General features: G+C 49.9%; 12 protein-coding genes. 5 read left to right on the top strand and 7 right to left on the bottom strand.

Annotation, left to right across the window (positions count from 1 at the left end; genetic code table 11):
• A partial coding sequence (locus AACZ40_RS10940; protein WP_339674425.1) for an HD domain-containing protein occupies positions 1 to 1,937 on the top strand: 1,937 nt, incomplete at its 5' end.
• 25 nt (positions 1,938 to 1,962) lie between these two features.
• Here AACZ40_RS10940 and AACZ40_RS10935 read toward each other — a convergent pair.
• A complete protein-coding gene (locus tag AACZ40_RS10935) occupies positions 1,963 to 2,964 on the bottom strand; it encodes a type I phosphomannose isomerase catalytic subunit (protein WP_291178385.1) in 1,002 nt (333 codons plus the stop codon).
• Between the two features lie 322 nt (positions 2,965 to 3,286).
• Between AACZ40_RS10935 and AACZ40_RS10930 the strand changes: the two genes are divergently transcribed.
• Positions 3,287 to 3,469, top strand: a complete 183-nt coding sequence (locus AACZ40_RS10930) for a hypothetical protein (protein ID WP_291178383.1) — start codon at positions 3,287 to 3,289, stop codon at positions 3,467 to 3,469.
• A 39-nt stretch (positions 3,470 to 3,508) separates the two neighbouring features.
• Here AACZ40_RS10930 and AACZ40_RS10925 read toward each other — a convergent pair whose 3' ends face one another.
• Positions 3,509 to 5,149 (bottom strand): hypothetical protein, encoded by a 1,641-nt coding sequence (locus AACZ40_RS10925; protein WP_291178380.1) that lies wholly within the window; start codon positions 5,147 to 5,149, stop codon positions 3,509 to 3,511.
• 156 nt (positions 5,150 to 5,305) lie between these two features.
• Positions 5,306 to 5,860: a hypothetical protein gene (locus AACZ40_RS10920; protein ID WP_291178377.1), complete on the bottom strand. Its 555-nt coding sequence runs from the start codon at positions 5,858 to 5,860 to the stop codon at positions 5,306 to 5,308.
• Positions 5,861 to 6,370: 510 nt separating this feature from the next.
• On the opposite strand from AACZ40_RS10920, the gene AACZ40_RS10915 reads away from it, so the two are divergent.
• The 3 genes from AACZ40_RS10915 to AACZ40_RS10905 all read left to right on the top strand — a co-directional run bounded on the left by AACZ40_RS10915 (position 6,371) and on the right by AACZ40_RS10905 (position 10,186).
• Complete coding sequence (locus AACZ40_RS10915; RefSeq protein ID WP_291178374.1) at positions 6,371 to 8,014, top strand: pilus assembly protein N-terminal domain-containing protein; 1,644 nt, start codon at positions 6,371 to 6,373, stop codon at positions 8,012 to 8,014.
• A 92-nt stretch (positions 8,015 to 8,106) separates the two neighbouring features.
• Positions 8,107 to 8,697: a hypothetical protein gene (locus AACZ40_RS10910; RefSeq protein WP_291178371.1), complete on the top strand. Its 591-nt coding sequence runs from the start codon at positions 8,107 to 8,109 to the stop codon at positions 8,695 to 8,697.
• Between the two features lie 364 nt (positions 8,698 to 9,061).
• Positions 9,062 to 10,186 (top strand): tetratricopeptide repeat protein, encoded by a 1,125-nt coding sequence (locus AACZ40_RS10905; RefSeq protein ID WP_291178368.1) that lies wholly within the window; start codon positions 9,062 to 9,064, stop codon positions 10,184 to 10,186.
• Positions 10,187 to 10,199: 13 nt separating this feature from the next.
• Here the strand turns inward: AACZ40_RS10905 and AACZ40_RS10900 are convergent, their stop codons facing one another.
• From AACZ40_RS10900 to AACZ40_RS10885, 4 genes are all read right to left on the bottom strand, one after another.
• Positions 10,200 to 12,050, bottom strand: coding sequence for a hypothetical protein (locus AACZ40_RS10900; protein WP_291178365.1), 1,851 nt, complete (start codon positions 12,048 to 12,050; stop codon positions 10,200 to 10,202).
• Positions 12,001 to 14,226 carry an acetylxylan esterase gene (locus tag AACZ40_RS10895; protein WP_291178362.1) on the bottom strand — a complete coding sequence of 742 codons (2,226 nt, stop codon included), beginning with the start codon at positions 14,224 to 14,226 and terminating at the stop codon, positions 12,001 to 12,003. Before AACZ40_RS10895 ends, AACZ40_RS10900 begins: the two co-directional genes overlap by 50 nt.
• 165 nt (positions 14,227 to 14,391) lie before the next feature.
• Positions 14,392 to 15,252 (bottom strand): DUF1583 domain-containing protein, encoded by an 861-nt coding sequence (locus tag AACZ40_RS10890; protein ID WP_291178359.1) that lies wholly within the window; start codon positions 15,250 to 15,252, stop codon positions 14,392 to 14,394.
• Positions 15,249 to 16,301 (bottom strand): DUF1559 domain-containing protein, encoded by a 1,053-nt coding sequence (locus tag AACZ40_RS10885; RefSeq protein WP_291178356.1) that lies wholly within the window; start codon positions 16,299 to 16,301, stop codon positions 15,249 to 15,251. Before AACZ40_RS10885 ends, AACZ40_RS10890 begins: the two co-directional genes overlap by 4 nt.
• Positions 16,302 to 16,599: the final 298 nt, after the last annotated feature.

Genomic DNA, 16,599 nt, shown 5'->3' with positions numbered 1-16,599 from the left:
CCCGCGACTATCTGCTGAAAGTTCGGATTCAGCTGCATTACGAAGCAGGTCGCCAGCAGGATCTGTTTACCAAAGACACACAGCTCTGGATGGCCGAACAACGCCGGATTGAAGGCACTAACGGTCAACGTCCCGTCGAACTGCTGATGCAGGAATATTTCAGGCACAGTAAAGCAGTTGCTGAAATCACCGAACGGTTCATCAAAACACATCGCCCTCAACCTCTGCTCTCGCGCATCTATGATTTCCTGATGACACACCGCTCGGATTCAATTCTTAAAATCGCACCCGATCATCTGGATGTCATTCCCAAGTATCGCTCTCAAGTCTGCAACAGTCTGGAAGAGATCCTCAAGTTGTTTGACACCGCTTCCCTGTATGGGATCTCGATTGCCCCCGATCTGCTCGATGCCATCCGGGAATCCGCACTCACGTTATCTCCGACCGTATCCAATCGAGCCATTGATCTGTTTCGAGCGATTATGGATCGCAGCACGAACCTGGGTTCCACCCTGAGAACCATGTCTGAGACAGGGATCCTGAATCTGCTGATCCCCTATATGAAACACGCTTACTGTCTGCTGCAGTTCAATCAATACCATAGTTATACGGTAGACGAACATACGTTTCGCGCGATCGAAGCTGCTGAAACATTTTTCACTGACGACACAAGCCTTGGCAGTTCATATCGTCATATTGAGAAAAAGGATATCCTCAATCTGGCCATCCTGCTGCATGACATCGGAAAAGGTTATGGCGAAGACCATAGCAAAATGGGCGCCATGATCGCCGCGGAGACCTCTGTCCGACTGGGCCTGAAAGAAGATGAGCAGAAACTACTGGTTTTTCTGGTTTTTGAACATTTAAATATGGCCCACCTGGCGTTTCGGCGTGATATCTCTGATCCGGATATCCTGTTTGCCTTCAGTCAGAAGGTCGGCAGTCCGGAAAAGTTGCGTATGCTTTATGTGCTGACGGCCGCAGACATCACAGCCGTGGGGCCAGGCGTATTTACCGACTGGAAATCCGAACTGCTGGGAGATCTTTACGAACGTACCATGCTCCTGCTGGGAGGAAAACATTCCCGTTACAATCGAGAACAGCGACTCTCCCGCGTCAAACAACAGGTCCGCAGTTACCTGGATCTGCCCCAACTGCTCGAAGTGGAAGAGGAACAGGAGGAAAGCTGGTTCACAGAACTGTTCAATTCCTTCTCGCCGCACTATCTGCTGGTCACGCCTCCGGAACGCATCGCAGCAGACATTGAGATTCTGCGGAACCTCCCCTCTGACCAGATCGTTGTCGAAGGGGAATTTGAACCGGATACCGGCACTGTGAACTATCACGTGATCGCTCCGGCGATGTATTCACAGTCCTGTTTTCATCGCATGGTCAGCGTGTTTACTTCGCGGAGGATGGAAATTATTTCTGCACAGATTACGACCAGTGCTTCTGGCGGCGTGGTCGACAGTTTCCGGGTGATTGATCACGACTATGCCAGTGAAGTCCCTCGCACTCGTGTACAGACAATCGAAACGGAAATCCGCAAAGCGGTTATTGGCGAAAGCGACGCCAAAACCATGTTTTTAAACAATCGGCGGTTTCAGGAGTCAGCCGGCCTGAGTGGTGAGTTCGATCTGGGCCGGGTAGAAATCGACAATCAGTCCTCGCGGCGCTGCACGATTATTGATGTCATCGCCCATGACCGGACCGGCCTCCTGTATATTGTCTCGCGTGCCATCAGCCGGATGGGCCTCTCTGTTGTGATGGCAAAAATTTCCACGCACCTGGATCAGGTTGTAGACGTATTTTACGTCATTGATGAAAATGAACGCAAAATTGAAGACGGAGTTCGGCTGCAGGAAGTCAAAGAGCAACTGGAACGGACCCTGCATGACTTTGAACTGGAAGGCTACAAGCGATATCAACGCGTCTGACCGCTCCGACTCCCGTTGCTGCAGGTCAGGCGGGTACCACTTCCAGGATCGTCATCGGCGATTCCACATGGATATGACAATCCGAGGCGGCTGCTGGAACCAGCAGCGTTTTCCCCTGAAACAGTTCATACGTTTCTGCACTGCAATCCAGTTGACCTGAACCTTCCAGTACGATCAGGATCTGGGCCTGATTCAGGGAAGACAGTTGAAAGGAATCACGTGAAAAATGACGCTGGATCGAAAAGTACTCGCAGGTTAATAATTCTTCTACCTGGTGATTTGCGCGAAACTGCTTCTCTGGTTCCAACAGATTCACCGGGCCAGCTTCAAAATCGATAGAAGAAATTGCCTGCTCGACATGTACGGGACGGGGACTGCCAGACTGATCCAGACGATTCCAGTCGAATAAACGATAGGTAACATCGCTGGTCTGTTGTACTTCGGCCAGTAAAATCCCCTCGCCAATTGCATGCAGCGTGCCAGCGGGGATGTAAACACAGTCCCCCTTGCGAACAGGATAACTGTGCAGACACTCTTCAACCGTTCCCTGCTTCAGATGTTTCCGCAGCTGAGCCTGACTGATGCCCTGCTTCAATCCAGCGTAGATACAGCTCCCAGGCAAGGAGTCCAGAATAACCCATGCTTCCGATTTCCCCGATTTCGTCATATCAAACCGGGGTAGATGCCCCGCATCCGGGTGAACCTGCAGCGAAAGTCGGTCGGTGGCGTCAATAAATTTGATAAGAAGCGGGAACAGAGGGTAGCTCTTCCCTTCCCCAAACAACGCTTTCGGGTTTTTCTCTATTAACTTTGAGAGAGTCCAGCCCGTAAATTCCCCATTGGCAATCAATGTCGGCGCGCCAGGATAGTCAGACAGTTCCCAGCTTTCTCCATAATCCTGTTCCACTCCAATTAATTTATTCAAACGAGTGCCCAGACGCTCCCCGCCCCACCTGGCACGCTTCAGAATCGGCGTGAACTCCAGTGGTAATAACGTGGCAGTAGATTGGACTTCTTGTAAAGACATAATCAGATGAAAACCAATACCAGACAACAAGATAGAAAGACTGGAAAAGATGGAAGCTTCTATAATCGTAATTCACGAAACCCCTCAATTGCAACTATAATCCTTAGCAATTGTAAGATCGGGGAACTCCTGATTTATTTTGCCGTTTTCTTCGAACTGACGATCTTTAAAGGTTTCAATTGCCATAAACGGGAACTCCTGCTAATCTCTCCCCCCTTGAAGCCATCGGCAACCCACCCCGAACCATGCGTACACTCATCAGTTCGCATCTGGTCTATGTTCGCCGGTGAAATATCGCTGTTTCTCGATGAAAGGCTCATAAGTGTCAGATCTGATTACTCAAAGTTTAGAAGTGGAACTTTCCATTGGTGACACCATACAGATTGGCGATCAGTTTTTAACGGTAATTGATATCGAGGAAAGCGAAATCCTGTTTCAAATCGATTCCGACTGCCCCACTGGACCTGCTGCAGACGGAGTGAAAGACGCCTACTCCTGTTTCTGAGCATCCTTCCGAAACCGGATTACCAGACAAATTCCAGAATCATTTCAGACTGTCTTCCAGTTGCAGTGGATCGGCGGGAAAAAGTAGCCATTTCGGAATTTCCGGCTTCCGAATCGCCGACCGCCGCGCCCGGCCTATCGTTGACTGAAACCGCGGAATCGCTTTCAACCAGAGCATTGCCTGTTCATCTTCGTAAATCAGTGACCAGTCTCGTCTGTTCTTCAGATACCCATTCGTCTGCTGGGATGTTGGCAAAAGAATCATTTCCGTCGGATATTGATCCAGCAGCGGCGTTGCTGTGCTGGAATTTTGATTCAGTTTCTGAAACGCTACAAACTCTGCTTCCAGTTGCGCTGAGTACACTGTCCGGTAACGCCCGTCAAAGGCGATCCGAGATTCGGGAAACGTCTGCCAGATGACATATTGGGCCCAGCCATAATCGGTCAGTATATTCCCGGCCAGTTGTTCCTTCTGCAGGACTTCCATGACCGCAACGGGCATTCCGGGCGCTCGACTTTGTGTTTCCACTCCAATTTCCCAGGGAGAAACTCCCGCTTCCTGCATCTGAAACACCGTATGAGCCCCCAGTCCCAGAATCACCAGAACCATGATTGTGATCAGAACAGACCGTAATCTCAACCTGGCGATTCCTGACCACTGCTGATTGATGTTGGGAAACAGATTGCGTACTGCATCGGTGATGGGTCGCGGCAACAGGATCATTACAGCAATCGCCAGTAAAGCCACATGCCTGATATGACTGACCGCCTGCCAGGCGACGACTGCAATCAACAACAGATCAATCCACTCCCATTTCCGCGATCGGAAAAATGCCAGCACAAGCAGCAGGAAAGGAACGTAATACAAGAGTGCCTGACGGGCCTGCCAGAGAGGCTGCCATTCCCGGACAATCTGTGTGGTCATCAGATGATCCCAGAGCATCTGATGCAGTTGAATTCCATAGGGATTAATCAGAGTCACCAGCCAGCTCGCTGTTACAGCAAAAGCCAGCCTGAGAAAATCGCGTTGCTGGTAGTGGCCCTGATAAAAACCTCTTCCGATCCACAGGAGAACCAGGCCCTCCATCCCGACACCGGCCAGAAAGCCACCGTGCGAGTTCGACCAGAACAGCATGATCACGGGGAGATACCAGATCCACCTGGAATGGGGACGATCAACATAATCCCGCAGCAGTAACAGTGTCCATGCGAAGCAACCAAAGGTAACCAGTTGCGGGCGGACAAAGACGACAAACTGTGACAGGCAAAATGCGCCATAGACCAGTAACAGTACGGAACCGGCCAGGCTTGCCCGGGATCTTCTGAATGCAATCCAGGTCGGAATCAGAATCATGCATAACCAGAAATTACGCCAGAGCCATAAGCCGGTGTTTCCCATCTGGCTCCAGAGCCAGCCGAATGACAGTTCAGAAAACCATTCATGGTTAATCCAGATCGTGCCCGGCTCGGTGTAACAGAATGGGTCAGTCCGTTCCACCAGAACATGGTGTTCAAGGGCGCGCAAGCCATAGAGTGTGTGCCCCCATAAATCGGGATCGGCAATCGTGACGGAGCCCAATAATAACAGGCAGGCAAACCAGATGCTTCCCAGCGAAAGGGACCATTCGCGAGAGCCCATCACCCATTCCGCGTTACCGGATTCAATCTCAGGCACTGACACAACATGTCTCCCGGCGGAACCACTTCTTGAATCATGGTGTGATCAGCCGCCTGTCATCAGTCTGATAAGAAAAAAAGACCTGCACTCAATGGTACAGATCTTTTTTATTTGGATTCCGATTACTGTTCGCAGCTGATTCGTTCACGATGCAGAGAACTATTTACTTTTCAGAATGTCTTCCAGGCTGGGAAGAGAATTGTGAATCGGTTCCAGCGTCGGAACGCCATCACCGTCTGCGGGAAATTCTTCGTAGGCCGTCAGATCGATCTGTTCGTAGATGCGATCGAACATCTTGTGAGCATAAGGAGCTTTCGGGTTTCCACCGAGAGCGATAATCTCACCTTTCTGTCGAAGAATATTCGTGTAGTTGTAAGGTCGGAAATAATAGTATCCGTGATAGACAGGCGGGTACGGATAATGGGGGTACATATCACCTGTCGTTTTACAGCAAAACCAGCTACGTTTTTTCAATTTGCAACCGTCGTCTGTGTAACAATTGCCCCACATACCCCAGTGACCGAAAAGTCCGCCCGGTTGACAGAGATTTCCTGTCGCATAACCGTCTGACAGACAAGCGTCGGAAGCAATACAGGTATTTTGACATGATGCCATTGAGACTGTTGCGGGAGCACTGACGGTGTTGACTGGTACAACTTCTCCGTCGTACTGCCAGACACTTAAACCGATGAGCAATGCAAAACTCGCATTCATGAGACCACCTTTTATTTTTACGTTGTATCAACAACACTTTTGATTAAGCATTTTTGGTGGACGTTCCATTGAATTTTTTCCTGGAACCAGAATGCTGATTCTCCCACCATAATTCGTTTTCGACCTGAAATAGCCTTTATATAAAGTGAAAATAGAGGAAATCAACAAAATCTTTAAATATACGTAAATTGGGAAACACCTCAAAATTATTATCAACCTTTCATACTGTTCTAACCGATATGATTGATGCCATGAGATTTGTCTTTAAAGAACAGATTCTCATACACAGACTGATAATTCATAAAATTAACTTGTTCCACTGGCACATTGATGTAATAGCAGGCAACGCAGAAAAAACACCCGGACGAAATTTACTTCACAGTTTTTAAAACGTGGTTTTAATGGAACTGTATTTAAAACAATAAATCACTTACTCCAATATCTCAAAATTGACGACCAAAGGATTGGGAGACAAGTATGTCTATAAATGCCTCATGGAAAAGACGCACAATGTTGGCAGTGGCCTGCGGTGTCGCAATTACAGCATCGCCACTTGCTGCGCAGGTTCCACCAGCGCCTCCTGTTCCGGGGAAGTTGAAAACAAATAGCTACACGCCTGGGGCGAAGAAAAAATATGCCCCCGTTATCAGCACCAAAACCAAAGAAAAAGTCCATCAGCTCGTTGATCAGATCTACGAATCAGAAGTAGAACTCAGCGTTCAGCAGCGACACTCCAAAATTCTGAAAATGAAGATGGACGTGTTCCGGGTGGCGATCGCAGATCCTTCTAAAATTGAAGTAGTCGCATTCGGCTCACAGGAAGTAGAAGTCATCGGTAAAGAAACCGGGACTACTACGATGACCCTCTGGCTGGGGGATGAAGCAAATCCCCAGATCCTCAGCGTTCAGGTCAAAGTAGAAGGTGACAATTCCATTGAAGATCTTCGCCGGATGGAATATGGCGAATTTCAGAAAATGATCAATGAGTTCTTCCCCAACAGTAAAATTCAGCTGATTCCTTTCGCAGACAAACTGATTGTCCGCGGCCAGGCACGGGATGAACAGGAAGCAGTACAAATTATTACCATTATTCGTGCACGTTCCGGTTCCGGTGGCGGAGGCCAGGGTGGTGGAATGGGAGGCGGTTCCCTGTTCGCAGATGGTATCGCCGCCGATCCATTCCCGGATGGAGCACGACTGCCGGAAGCAACCGTCATCGACATGATGAAGGTGCCTGGCGAAAAACAGATCATGCTGAAGGTCCGTATCGCTCAGATCGACCGGTCAGCAGCGCGTACCGCCAGCACGGACCTGCTCGTACAATCGGGAGACTTTGGCTGGTCTCAGTTATTCTCCGGAGTGGCACAACAGCTGGGTAATGGCGGGACCGGACTGGTAACCGCATCACTGACAAGCAATGATGTCGACCTGTTTATCTCTGCCCTGGCCCAGAATGGTTATGCGAAAATTTTAGCAGAACCAAATCTGGTTACCATCAGTGGGCGGACTGCCAACTTTATCTCGGGTGGTGAATTCGCTGTTCCAACCGTGGTAGGTGTCGGCGGTGCACAGGCTGCTACAACAACCTTCAAAGGCTTTGGTACTCAGCTGACCTTCCTGCCTACTGTCCTGGATAAAGATCGTATTCGATTACAGGTCACCCCGACATTCAGTACGGTCAACCCGGCATTAACATCTGGTGGGATCCTGGGGCTTGATACACAATCCGTCAGCACCACCGTCGATCTGCGTGAAGGACAGGTACTCGCGATTGCCGGACTGATTCAGGAACAGCAGCGGGGAGACCTCAACCGGGTCCCCTTTATCGGTGATATTCCTCTGATTGGTACATTGTTCTCCAACAAAGCAGTGTCGCGAGACGAAACAGAACTGATCATCCTGATCAGCCCTGAGCTGGTGCATCCGATGGAACCAGAAGATGCTCCCACGATCCTACCCGGAATGGAAGTTACTGAGCCAGGCGATGTGGATTTCTTCTTTATGAATAATATTGAAGGCAGACCTGATGTGCATCACCGCAGCACAGTCTGGTACATGCAGAAAAAACGGATTCACCAGCAACAGAAAGATTTCAAACACCAGGGCAAGTCCGAAAAATACTACATCAATGGTGACTACGGATTCTCTGAATAATTAAAACTGATTATTTCTTCGCCAAATGATACCTAAAAAATTCCAATCACATTTTATGAATAGAATGTGAGAGAAATACAAGGAAGTAAGCGATGTCTATTCAACCCAAAATTGCAAGTTTGCCTGCTATTGCTTTAGCAGCAATGCTGATCAGTGGTTGCCAACATAAACAACATCACGCAGAAATCCCCTACGACTCGGTAGCGCCACTGGGAACCATCAGCGATGATATCTGGCAAAAACAGGAAGAAAACGGAGAAGCATCTGACTTCGTGATCGTCGAAAGTGAGTTCGTAGGCACTACCGCAAAACTGAATGCTGCCGGCGAAGATCACATTAAACAGATTGCTGTTCGCATGGCATCAACGCCTTTCCCGGTAGTTGTCGAACCCAGTTCGATGTCGATCAAGGAATCATCGGAATATAAATATCCAATCCATGGCAATGATGACCTGGACATGCATCGCCGCAATGTCATCGTGAAGATGTTGCAGTCAATGAACGTCCAGGATGCGGACGAACGCGTTGTTGTTGCTCCTGCTTTCACACCAGGCTTCGAAGGATTCGAAGCTTACAGAGCCTACTCCAATGGATTCATGAACCGTGGCAATAACGGCGGTGGTGGATTCGGTGGTGGATTTGGTGGATTCGGCGGCGGCGGCGGGGGTGCTGGCGTCTTCTAAACTTCATCACACTGAATCAGAGCGTCTCTCAACTGATGATACCTGGTCCCAATGGCCTGGGAGAGGCAACAGTAAAACAGGACTCCGTCTAAAACCGGCTGAATGAACAGATTTGACATGGGGTGGACGGGTTCGATCGAATCCGTCCACCTTTTTGATAAAACTCGATCCGCACACCCCTCAAATCACTGAACCATTTTTTTCAACCATTTCGACAGGTAATCTTTTTTTATTGTGACAACATGGAATTCCCAGTGAATTCTTCAATATTAAAGTCGAATTACGTCAGGACAAAGTTATGAACGACAAAGGATTGTTTTGTTCAGCTGTCATCCTCATCATTTCACTTCAGGGATGCACCCAGATGGGAACTCAGATTTCCAAAATGAAATCTGCCCTGCCTGGAAAAAATAATCCCAACCAGGTCCTTGCTGCTGCGCGCGGTTTCGAACATAAAAAAGAGTGGATGGCTGCGCGCACACAGTATGAAACGTATCTGAAGAAAAATCCTCGCAGTGTTGTGGCCTGCCATCGCCTGGGAATTGTCTGTACGAATCTGGGGGATTCTGTCGCCGCGACCCGGTACTTCACACAGGCTAAGCAACTCGATCCGTATAACTCACAGGTCCTGAACGATTTTGGCTACGCCCTCTACAAACGGGGACAGTATGAAGCAGCTGAAAAAGTATTGTCCGCAGCATTACAGAATGATGCAAATAATAAACGCACTCTGAATAACCTGGCGCTGGCTGTAGGCCACCAGGGACGGTTCAAAGAAAGCTATACCCTCTTCCGCAATGTGATGTCAGAAGCGGAAGCACATGCGAATGTCGCCTACATCCACACACAACGCGGTGAAGGTGAAATGGCACTGAAAGAATACGATCTGGCCTTAACCGCTGATCCGACCCTGGAAACAGCGGGACTTGCAGCAGCGGAACTGGCCGAGCTGAAAAACATCTATCTCGTTCGACAGGAAAAGCAGGCCCAAGCTGAACAGGAAACGCAACTGGCAGCCAGCCAGGAACAACCTGAGCAAACCGCTCCAGAAAAATCCGCTCCCGAGAATCCCTTCCTTGTAAAAACGGTCACAAGGGAAAACATCGCCAGTGGATCACAGTCTGAGCCAGAATTTCGTAAAAGCCCCGAACAGCAGAAAACCCGTCTGGTGAGCGCAAAACAGACTGCTCCCCTCGAATCAAAACCGTCTCTGAATGCTCCTGTAAAGAAAATGGTTACTCAGGCTGATCTGAAAAAAGAATTGCTTGCTCCCACTCAAGTTGCTCCCGCTCAATCTGTCCCGGTAAACAGTAACGAATTATCAGCTGAGCAGCAGGAAGAAGAATTTCTGGAACCGCTGGAAATCAATTCTTTCCGTACGCTTGATGAAATTTCACAGGAAGAGGAACCTGCCATCATCCGAATCGGACACGAGACTCCTGCAGAAGAACCACTCTTCCGCGCTCCTGCAGAGCTGAGCCGTCCGTAATCCCCTGAAAGAATCAGTTCAGACGCGCTTCGATCGCTTTGACAGTGGAGGCCGCCTGAAATCGGAAGTTATTATTTTTGGTAGACTGATTTACTTCCTCAATTTTTTTCAGGCTCTTCTCTGTGCCGATTTCTTTGAGTACTCGAAATACATTTACCAGCACGATAAACTGATCCGGATCCAGCTGTTTCAAGACGGCATCCTCAGCCCCACTGCCGTACTCAATCAATTTTTTGGAAGCATTATGGGCTTTAATCGGCTCTTTCAGGAGTTCTGCCACGGCTGTGACTCCTTCCGGGGTTTTATGCTGCAGGATTGCTTCCATGACGCTTTCCTGCCCCAGGATATTCACTTCTTTTAGCAGCCCGGTCATCGCGGGGATGTCTTCTTTTGTCGACCAGACAACCAGAGCGCGCGAAGCATCCTGGACAACGGTGATATCCTTGCTTTCCAGGATCCCGATTAAAATTCCGGAGATATCTCTGTTTCCCTCCGCTGGTTTAACCTGACTCAGTTTCTGTAATGCTGCTTTGCGTTTCAGCAGATTGCTCGTCGACAGTTCTGTGAGAATCGTTTTCAGTTCATCGTCAATATTTTCCGGAATCTCGAACCGGGCCGCTTCCTCACGTTTCTGCATCTCGGCTGAATGCTTCGCGATTAACGCAGCCTGGTCTGCTTTGTATTCTTTCAGTTCTTCTGCATTCAGTAAAGTGGATGTGAGCATGATGGGAATTTTCTGCGTGCTGTTTTCTGAACGCTGAATGAGTTTGTAATTCACGGACAGATCCTTGACGCATCCCTGTTTCTGATCAAATTGAATCTGCCCAGTCCCCGTCAGTTCGACTTCCGGCCCACTGTCATCAATCGTCGATATCGTACGATAGGAATATTCGACATTGATCGTGACCAGATCCCCTTCCTGTTTTGAAATTTTATATTCCGACGTTTTTTTTGCTCCCATCGTCTTTTCAATATCAGGGCCACGTAACGGAGAAGGAATCCGATTCGAGGAAGAAATGACAGAAATGCTGCTTTTCTCCGATTCTGACCAGGTGCGTTCACCTTCAGGAGAAAGCGGAATCAGATTGATCTGCGAAAGGTGGCCGAGCAGGTGAGGCAGCAGCGATGAGCCTTTTACGGTATCGATCTCACCATAACGGTTCAATTCGAGCGTATGTTGTTCGAACGCACCCGCGATACTGCCGGACAGACCGGCGAAAGGACTGCGATGACGGTGCATTCGCATAGGGGGCAGGAACGGACGCCGGCTTTTGCTTTTGGTCACCGAATTCAAATTCCCGGAACAACGCAGCGAGAAAGAATTTCCCTCAGCGGCCGTCACATCATACTGTTCAACCCCACTCATTGTCTCTGCATAATCTTCCATGTTGACTTCGATCTTCACCCGATATGCATATTGCCGGCCTTTTTCCCACCTGTATTCTAAAGGCAGCTTCTCTGCCGCCAGACCTAATGCAGGCATTGCTGCCAGCATCAGCAACCCGCAGATTAACAGCAGACAGGAGCAAACAGTCGAACGACCGCCGACAGAGTTTGACTGAGAATGAATGTGCGCAAGCATGGAAGATTCCCCGGAAAAGAATTTGGCCGTGTCCAGTTTGAATGTAGCGTCTCCAGGACCATTGGAACCGAGTACAACAGATTGAAAGACACTCTGGTTCAATGTGATGCGCTCCAGCCAGTGATCTGCTGATAACACACCAGAAACAGTATTTCCCTTAGTATAATCAGAGCCCACAGGAATGCATTCACATTTTCGGCTTTTCAAAAAAGATGCTGCCAGTTGTTGAATCTCACTGTAACAGCCATTCGACAGCAGCAGCTTCCCGTTTCCCTGTTTCATGGTATAAAGTCACCTGATTCAACTGGCCCGCCGCATTGTATGTCGACTGAATCAGCTCGGGAATGGAACTGGATTTCCCCGCGAACCAGAGAGCAGCCGGCTGGCACAGAGACAACAATCCCTCCACATCGCCGTACTTGACGGCACCAGGCCACAAACGCAGGTCCCGGATCGAAGTGATCTCTGCAAAATGGAAGCCCCCCGTATCGACTGCCAGTTTCTGAACAACTTCGGGACAATGCGCACAAGTGGCTGCTGCCCGCACGCCGGAGAAACCGAAACCAGCCAGCGCAATCGATTGGGGCTGGCTATCGTGATATTTCGAAAATGCCAGGACATTCAGGATATCATGAATCTGCTTCGAAAAGATCGGATGATTATAGCCCAGTGTATACCCGGCAAATTCGCGGGGATTCTTCACGACAGGCATTTCCGTTGGCGCTGCCTGCAGTTTACTGAATTCTCCCTGGTATAATACATCAATGCCCGCGACTGCCGTTCCGGAATCAAGGAGTCGCTGGATCGGTGATTTCAGGCTGCCATCCGCTTTGAATAATCCCGCTTTTCCCTGATCGTCCAGCCAGATCACCACCTTCTGATTCCATTGCTCAGGCAGGAAGAACAGGGTCGGTGTCACTTCTCCAAACCGCTTGTTTTTAATCAGGGTATGATACTGGCGATAACCGGTTCTGGACTCTTCAGAAACAATCTCCGGTTCCAGATCCTCTTTTTCCGGCAGCGGGCGGCCGATCATCACGGCAATGGCTCCTCCCACTACACGACGGTATTCCGCCAGGCTCTTCTGGTCCCGAGGCGTCAATCGTTCGATCTGTGCTGCGTTATTCTTTGCCAGTGTATGCAGAATTCTGATTTCCGATTCTACATCGCCAGGAGGAGCCGGATACTGTTTGTTCCAGACGGTTAATTCCTCACGCGAGAGCGGCTTGAAATCGGCTTCCACAATCGGGGAAGACTGTCCCAGTTCAAAATGCTGATTGAAAAACTCATACATCATCGTCCGACTGACATAATTATAATTGTGGGGGAACGGGTAATACTTTCCAATCACATTCTCAGGCACGCCCAGCATCTTGAAATGCTGTTTGAGCTCGGGCAGACCTTTGCTTTCAATTTCCTTCGTCCAGTCATCCGCAGCCGTCATGCCCAGCGGCCGTGGTGCCAGCAAGGCGGCAAACTCAATATTGCCCGTACCAATTCGAAGATAGGTCGCGTTCTCACAGGTACAGCCCCCCTGCATCGCTGTCGACACCATCACCGCAGGAAATGCAGCGGTGATCCGCTGATCAATGGCGGCCAGAATAAACGTCTGAGTCCCGCCTCCACTGGCCCCGGTGATCCCGATCCGTTTCTGATCGACTTCCGCAAGTGAGCAGACCCAGTCCAGGGCACGAATCGAGTTCAAAGTCTGCAGCCCCAGCGCGCTGATCAGCCGCAGCTCTGACTGCGCGCTGAACAGCCCCCAGTTCTTTTCGCTCGACATGTCGGGACGCTGTTTCGCAAACCGGTGGATCAGATCATAGCTTAAACAGAAGCCGTCGGCGTATCCCAGCATATCATAATGAAAGACCATGCACCCCATCCGCGCCAGTTCGACACAACGTGCCTGCAGAGGATAGCGTCCGCCCACTTCGTGTTTTTCTGCTCCCGCTTTAATATCAGCCTGAACCTTCTGTGCCCCACTGTCATAAAAGCGGCCCTCGGCAAAATGCCCATGCGGCGAAAGCACCATCGGAAACGGTCCCGATTTCCCTTTCGGGCGATACAGGTTTCCGGTGACATACAAACCGGGAGAGCTTTCAAAAAACACTTTCTCAACGGTGTACTCATCCCGGTCCACTTTGCCATGAATCGTAGCATTGATTTTGGTATTTTCCGGTTCCGGCCAGACTCCGGCGGCGACTTGAATCTGTCGTCTGACATACTCTGCCCGTTGCTCCCAGGCTTCCGGCGTTTCCGCGGGTGTAAACGGGAAGTAGCCATTCAGATCTTTCAATGCGTCCAGCCGACTGTCTTTGAAAGCCGCTTCTGCGTCCGCTGCGATCAGGGCCTCCAGTCCTGCAGGAGAACCAATGACTCCTGCGGACATTAGAGCCAGTCCGATATTCTGCAACGCTGTTCTGCGGTCCATGGAAAACTGGTCGTCATTCTGAATCATTGTAGCCCCGCTTTCTTCATTGATGCGATCTGAGAGGTCATTCCAGCTGGAATCCAGATTGAATATAATCTATTCAGTCTAACCAGATTCGATGGATCGTTGCCAGTCCCGGCGGGTTTTATTACTACGACTGTCAGCACTCCGCTGCGCGGGAACCGCCAGGAGTCAGGCCCGTTTTCTGACCACATAAACAGCCAGTAGAATGCAGAGTAAAGCGATACCCGCCACCAGACTCCAGATCAGCGAAATAGACTGCGGTTGTGGCGCTGCCTGGTAGGTGGGAATATGCTGGCGTTCTCCCACCGCCAGCGAGTCGGGGTGATTGGGAAACGATTCAGCAGTAATCGACAGGTCTTTCCATAAAACCTGGACGGGAGTCTCCGCATCACTCTGTTGCGCTCCCAGTCGCAGCAGATCGACGTCGGCTGTTCCCAGTTCCACTTCCCGCAGCTCGCGGAACTCGTCTTCCGTTCCGTCAGAAATCAGAAATTTCAGCTGCTTCCCGGTTCTGATCAGTTTCAGTTTTCCTGAGTTCTGTTTCGCATCAACCAGTTTGACGTCATAGTTGCGTTTGCCCTCAACAGTGGTCGAGAGTGTGGTACTGAAAACATGCTTGTTTCCGGGACGCAATAATCGACCGATCATGGCAGCCGATTCGTTTTCATCATGCATCCTTAAATAGACACTCGGCCCCAGACCGTAACCTGATTGCGGATTTTTCCAGGCAGGAACTTCATAGGTCGCGGTGATTTCAAAATCGCCGCTGATCTGAAACCGGGGGCTGATTCCCAAAACCGAGATTTTGTGCCCCGCCGGGAGGTTGAAGAACAGACCATCCCTGCGCGGTTCCATCAATCTGACCACTCCCATTCCCAGTGGAACCAGTTGCTCATTATCAAACTGTTCTCCCAGGAAATTGAATTGCAACTCGCGTCTCCCCTGCTCTGCCCGGAGTGATCCAGAAATCAACAGCAACAGACAGGCAGCTCCCGAGAGAATCACTGCGGAATGAAATTGAAACTTCATAAACCTGCTCCTGTTTCCGTTTCGCCTCCGGCGATCGTTCCCAGTGCCTGCCAGATCTCTGTATTAATATTTTCATTCACAAATCGGACCACCCCATCTCCCATCAACACATTCACCCCCTGCCCGTGCCAGCTGGAGGGATTCAAGATCACCCCATCCCAGGTCAGTCCGTTTTTACAATTCGTCCGATTCGGCGTACGCACGTGGTTATAACGGGTCCAGTTCATATTTCCCGCCAGCCAGGTCTGCCCCGATTCGACATCATACTGATAAGCTTCGGCTGCCTGAGGAGTCAATCCTCCACACGCCTCAGAAAACTGACTTTCGGTCCAGACCCCCTGTAGATTGTATAAATCTGACAGGGGATCGATCACTGTGTCATCCCCGCTGCCTTTGACATGCTCACTGAACATCGCCGTCTGAGAAAGTCCGTCTTTCACATCCCGCATCCGCACACTGCTGTTCTGTCCAAACATCCCGTTCCCCGCTCTGCCCGACCAGGAACTCCCGTTACAGGATCGATAGTTGTTGGGCCCCCAACGGCTTTTCAGGCGGTCCAGATCACTGGTACAGATAAAGACGGGCAGCCGGGTTTGGGCGGCCGGACCGTTGATCACTTCATTGAACCGGGTTTCCAGCTCCTCCTGATCCCCATCTGCTGCATTCACAAACGGATGAAAGGGTGCCACATTGAAATTCAGCTGATGATAAACCACGGCCTGATCCAGATAAGGCAGTAGCATCGCATGCGCCGAAAATCGTCGATCCGCCAGGGTACCCAGCGAAGAAATCGGGCCATCGTGATCATCGCCCACTCCAAAAGGGAGTACATCGTGTGATGTGTGATAAGCCTGCAGGGCAATTCCAATCTGATGCAGATTGTTGGAACACTGCATTTTTCGGGCGGCCTCCCGGACTGCCTGCACCGCAGGAAGCAACAATGCAATCAACAAACCTATGATCGTCAATGCAACCAGAAGCTCGATCAGAGTGAATCCGTTTCGGAACGGTATCTCCGGTTCCCTGTATGTGCCAGTGGCTTGATCCATCTGCCCTCTCCAGGCTGGTCCTGTCTGGCCCAGCGCAGCATTTTTACTTCAATTTCTTTCCAGTTTTTCATTTTTGTGAGTTAAGAATGACTGCTCACTATACAACTAACTACTGAGGTTGATCGGGAGCAGACTTCCACGCATAAACGCACATTTAAATCATCAGGTTCACAGATTTTTAAAATTTATTCTTTCGGCATCTTTTCAAAACGGGAGACTCTCGTAGAGTATAATCAAAAGAATTCCATGAACATTCAAACAAATATTCAGAAAATCATCGTCTCCCGACTTAACAACA

It is taken from the genome of uncultured Gimesia sp. (assembly GCF_963972345.1).
Lineage (GTDB): Bacteria > Planctomycetota > Planctomycetia > Planctomycetales > Planctomycetaceae > Gimesia.
The sequence above is the reverse complement of the archived record's forward strand: the minus strand, read 5'-3'. Positions and strand labels throughout refer to the sequence as shown.

Bases quoted from the DNA above. Each gene is read 5' to 3' on its own strand.
- AACZ40_RS10885 (WP_291178356.1), bottom strand. From the start codon at position 16,301: ATGGATCAAGCCACTGGCACATACAGGGAACCGGAGATACCGTTCCGA.
- AACZ40_RS10890 (WP_291178359.1), bottom strand. From the start codon at position 15,252: ATGAAGTTTCAATTTCATTCCGCAGTGATTCTCTCGGGAGCTGCCTGT.
- AACZ40_RS10915 (WP_291178374.1), top strand. From the start codon at position 6,371: ATGTTGGCAGTGGCCTGCGGTGTCGCAATTACAGCATCGCCACTTGCT.
- AACZ40_RS10895 (WP_291178362.1), bottom strand. From the start codon at position 14,226: ATGATTCAGAATGACGACCAGTTTTCCATGGACCGCAGAACAGCGTTG.
- AACZ40_RS10905 (WP_291178368.1), top strand. From the start codon at position 9,062: ATGGGAACTCAGATTTCCAAAATGAAATCTGCCCTGCCTGGAAAAAAT.
- AACZ40_RS10935 (WP_291178385.1), bottom strand. From the start codon at position 2,964: ATGTCTTTACAAGAAGTCCAATCTACTGCCACGTTATTACCACTGGAG.
- AACZ40_RS10900 (WP_291178365.1), bottom strand. From the start codon at position 12,050: ATGAAACAGGGAAACGGGAAGCTGCTGCTGTCGAATGGCTGTTACAGT.
- AACZ40_RS10910 (WP_291178371.1), top strand. From the start codon at position 8,107: ATGTCTATTCAACCCAAAATTGCAAGTTTGCCTGCTATTGCTTTAGCA.
- AACZ40_RS10920 (WP_291178377.1), bottom strand. From the start codon at position 5,860: ATGAATGCGAGTTTTGCATTGCTCATCGGTTTAAGTGTCTGGCAGTAC.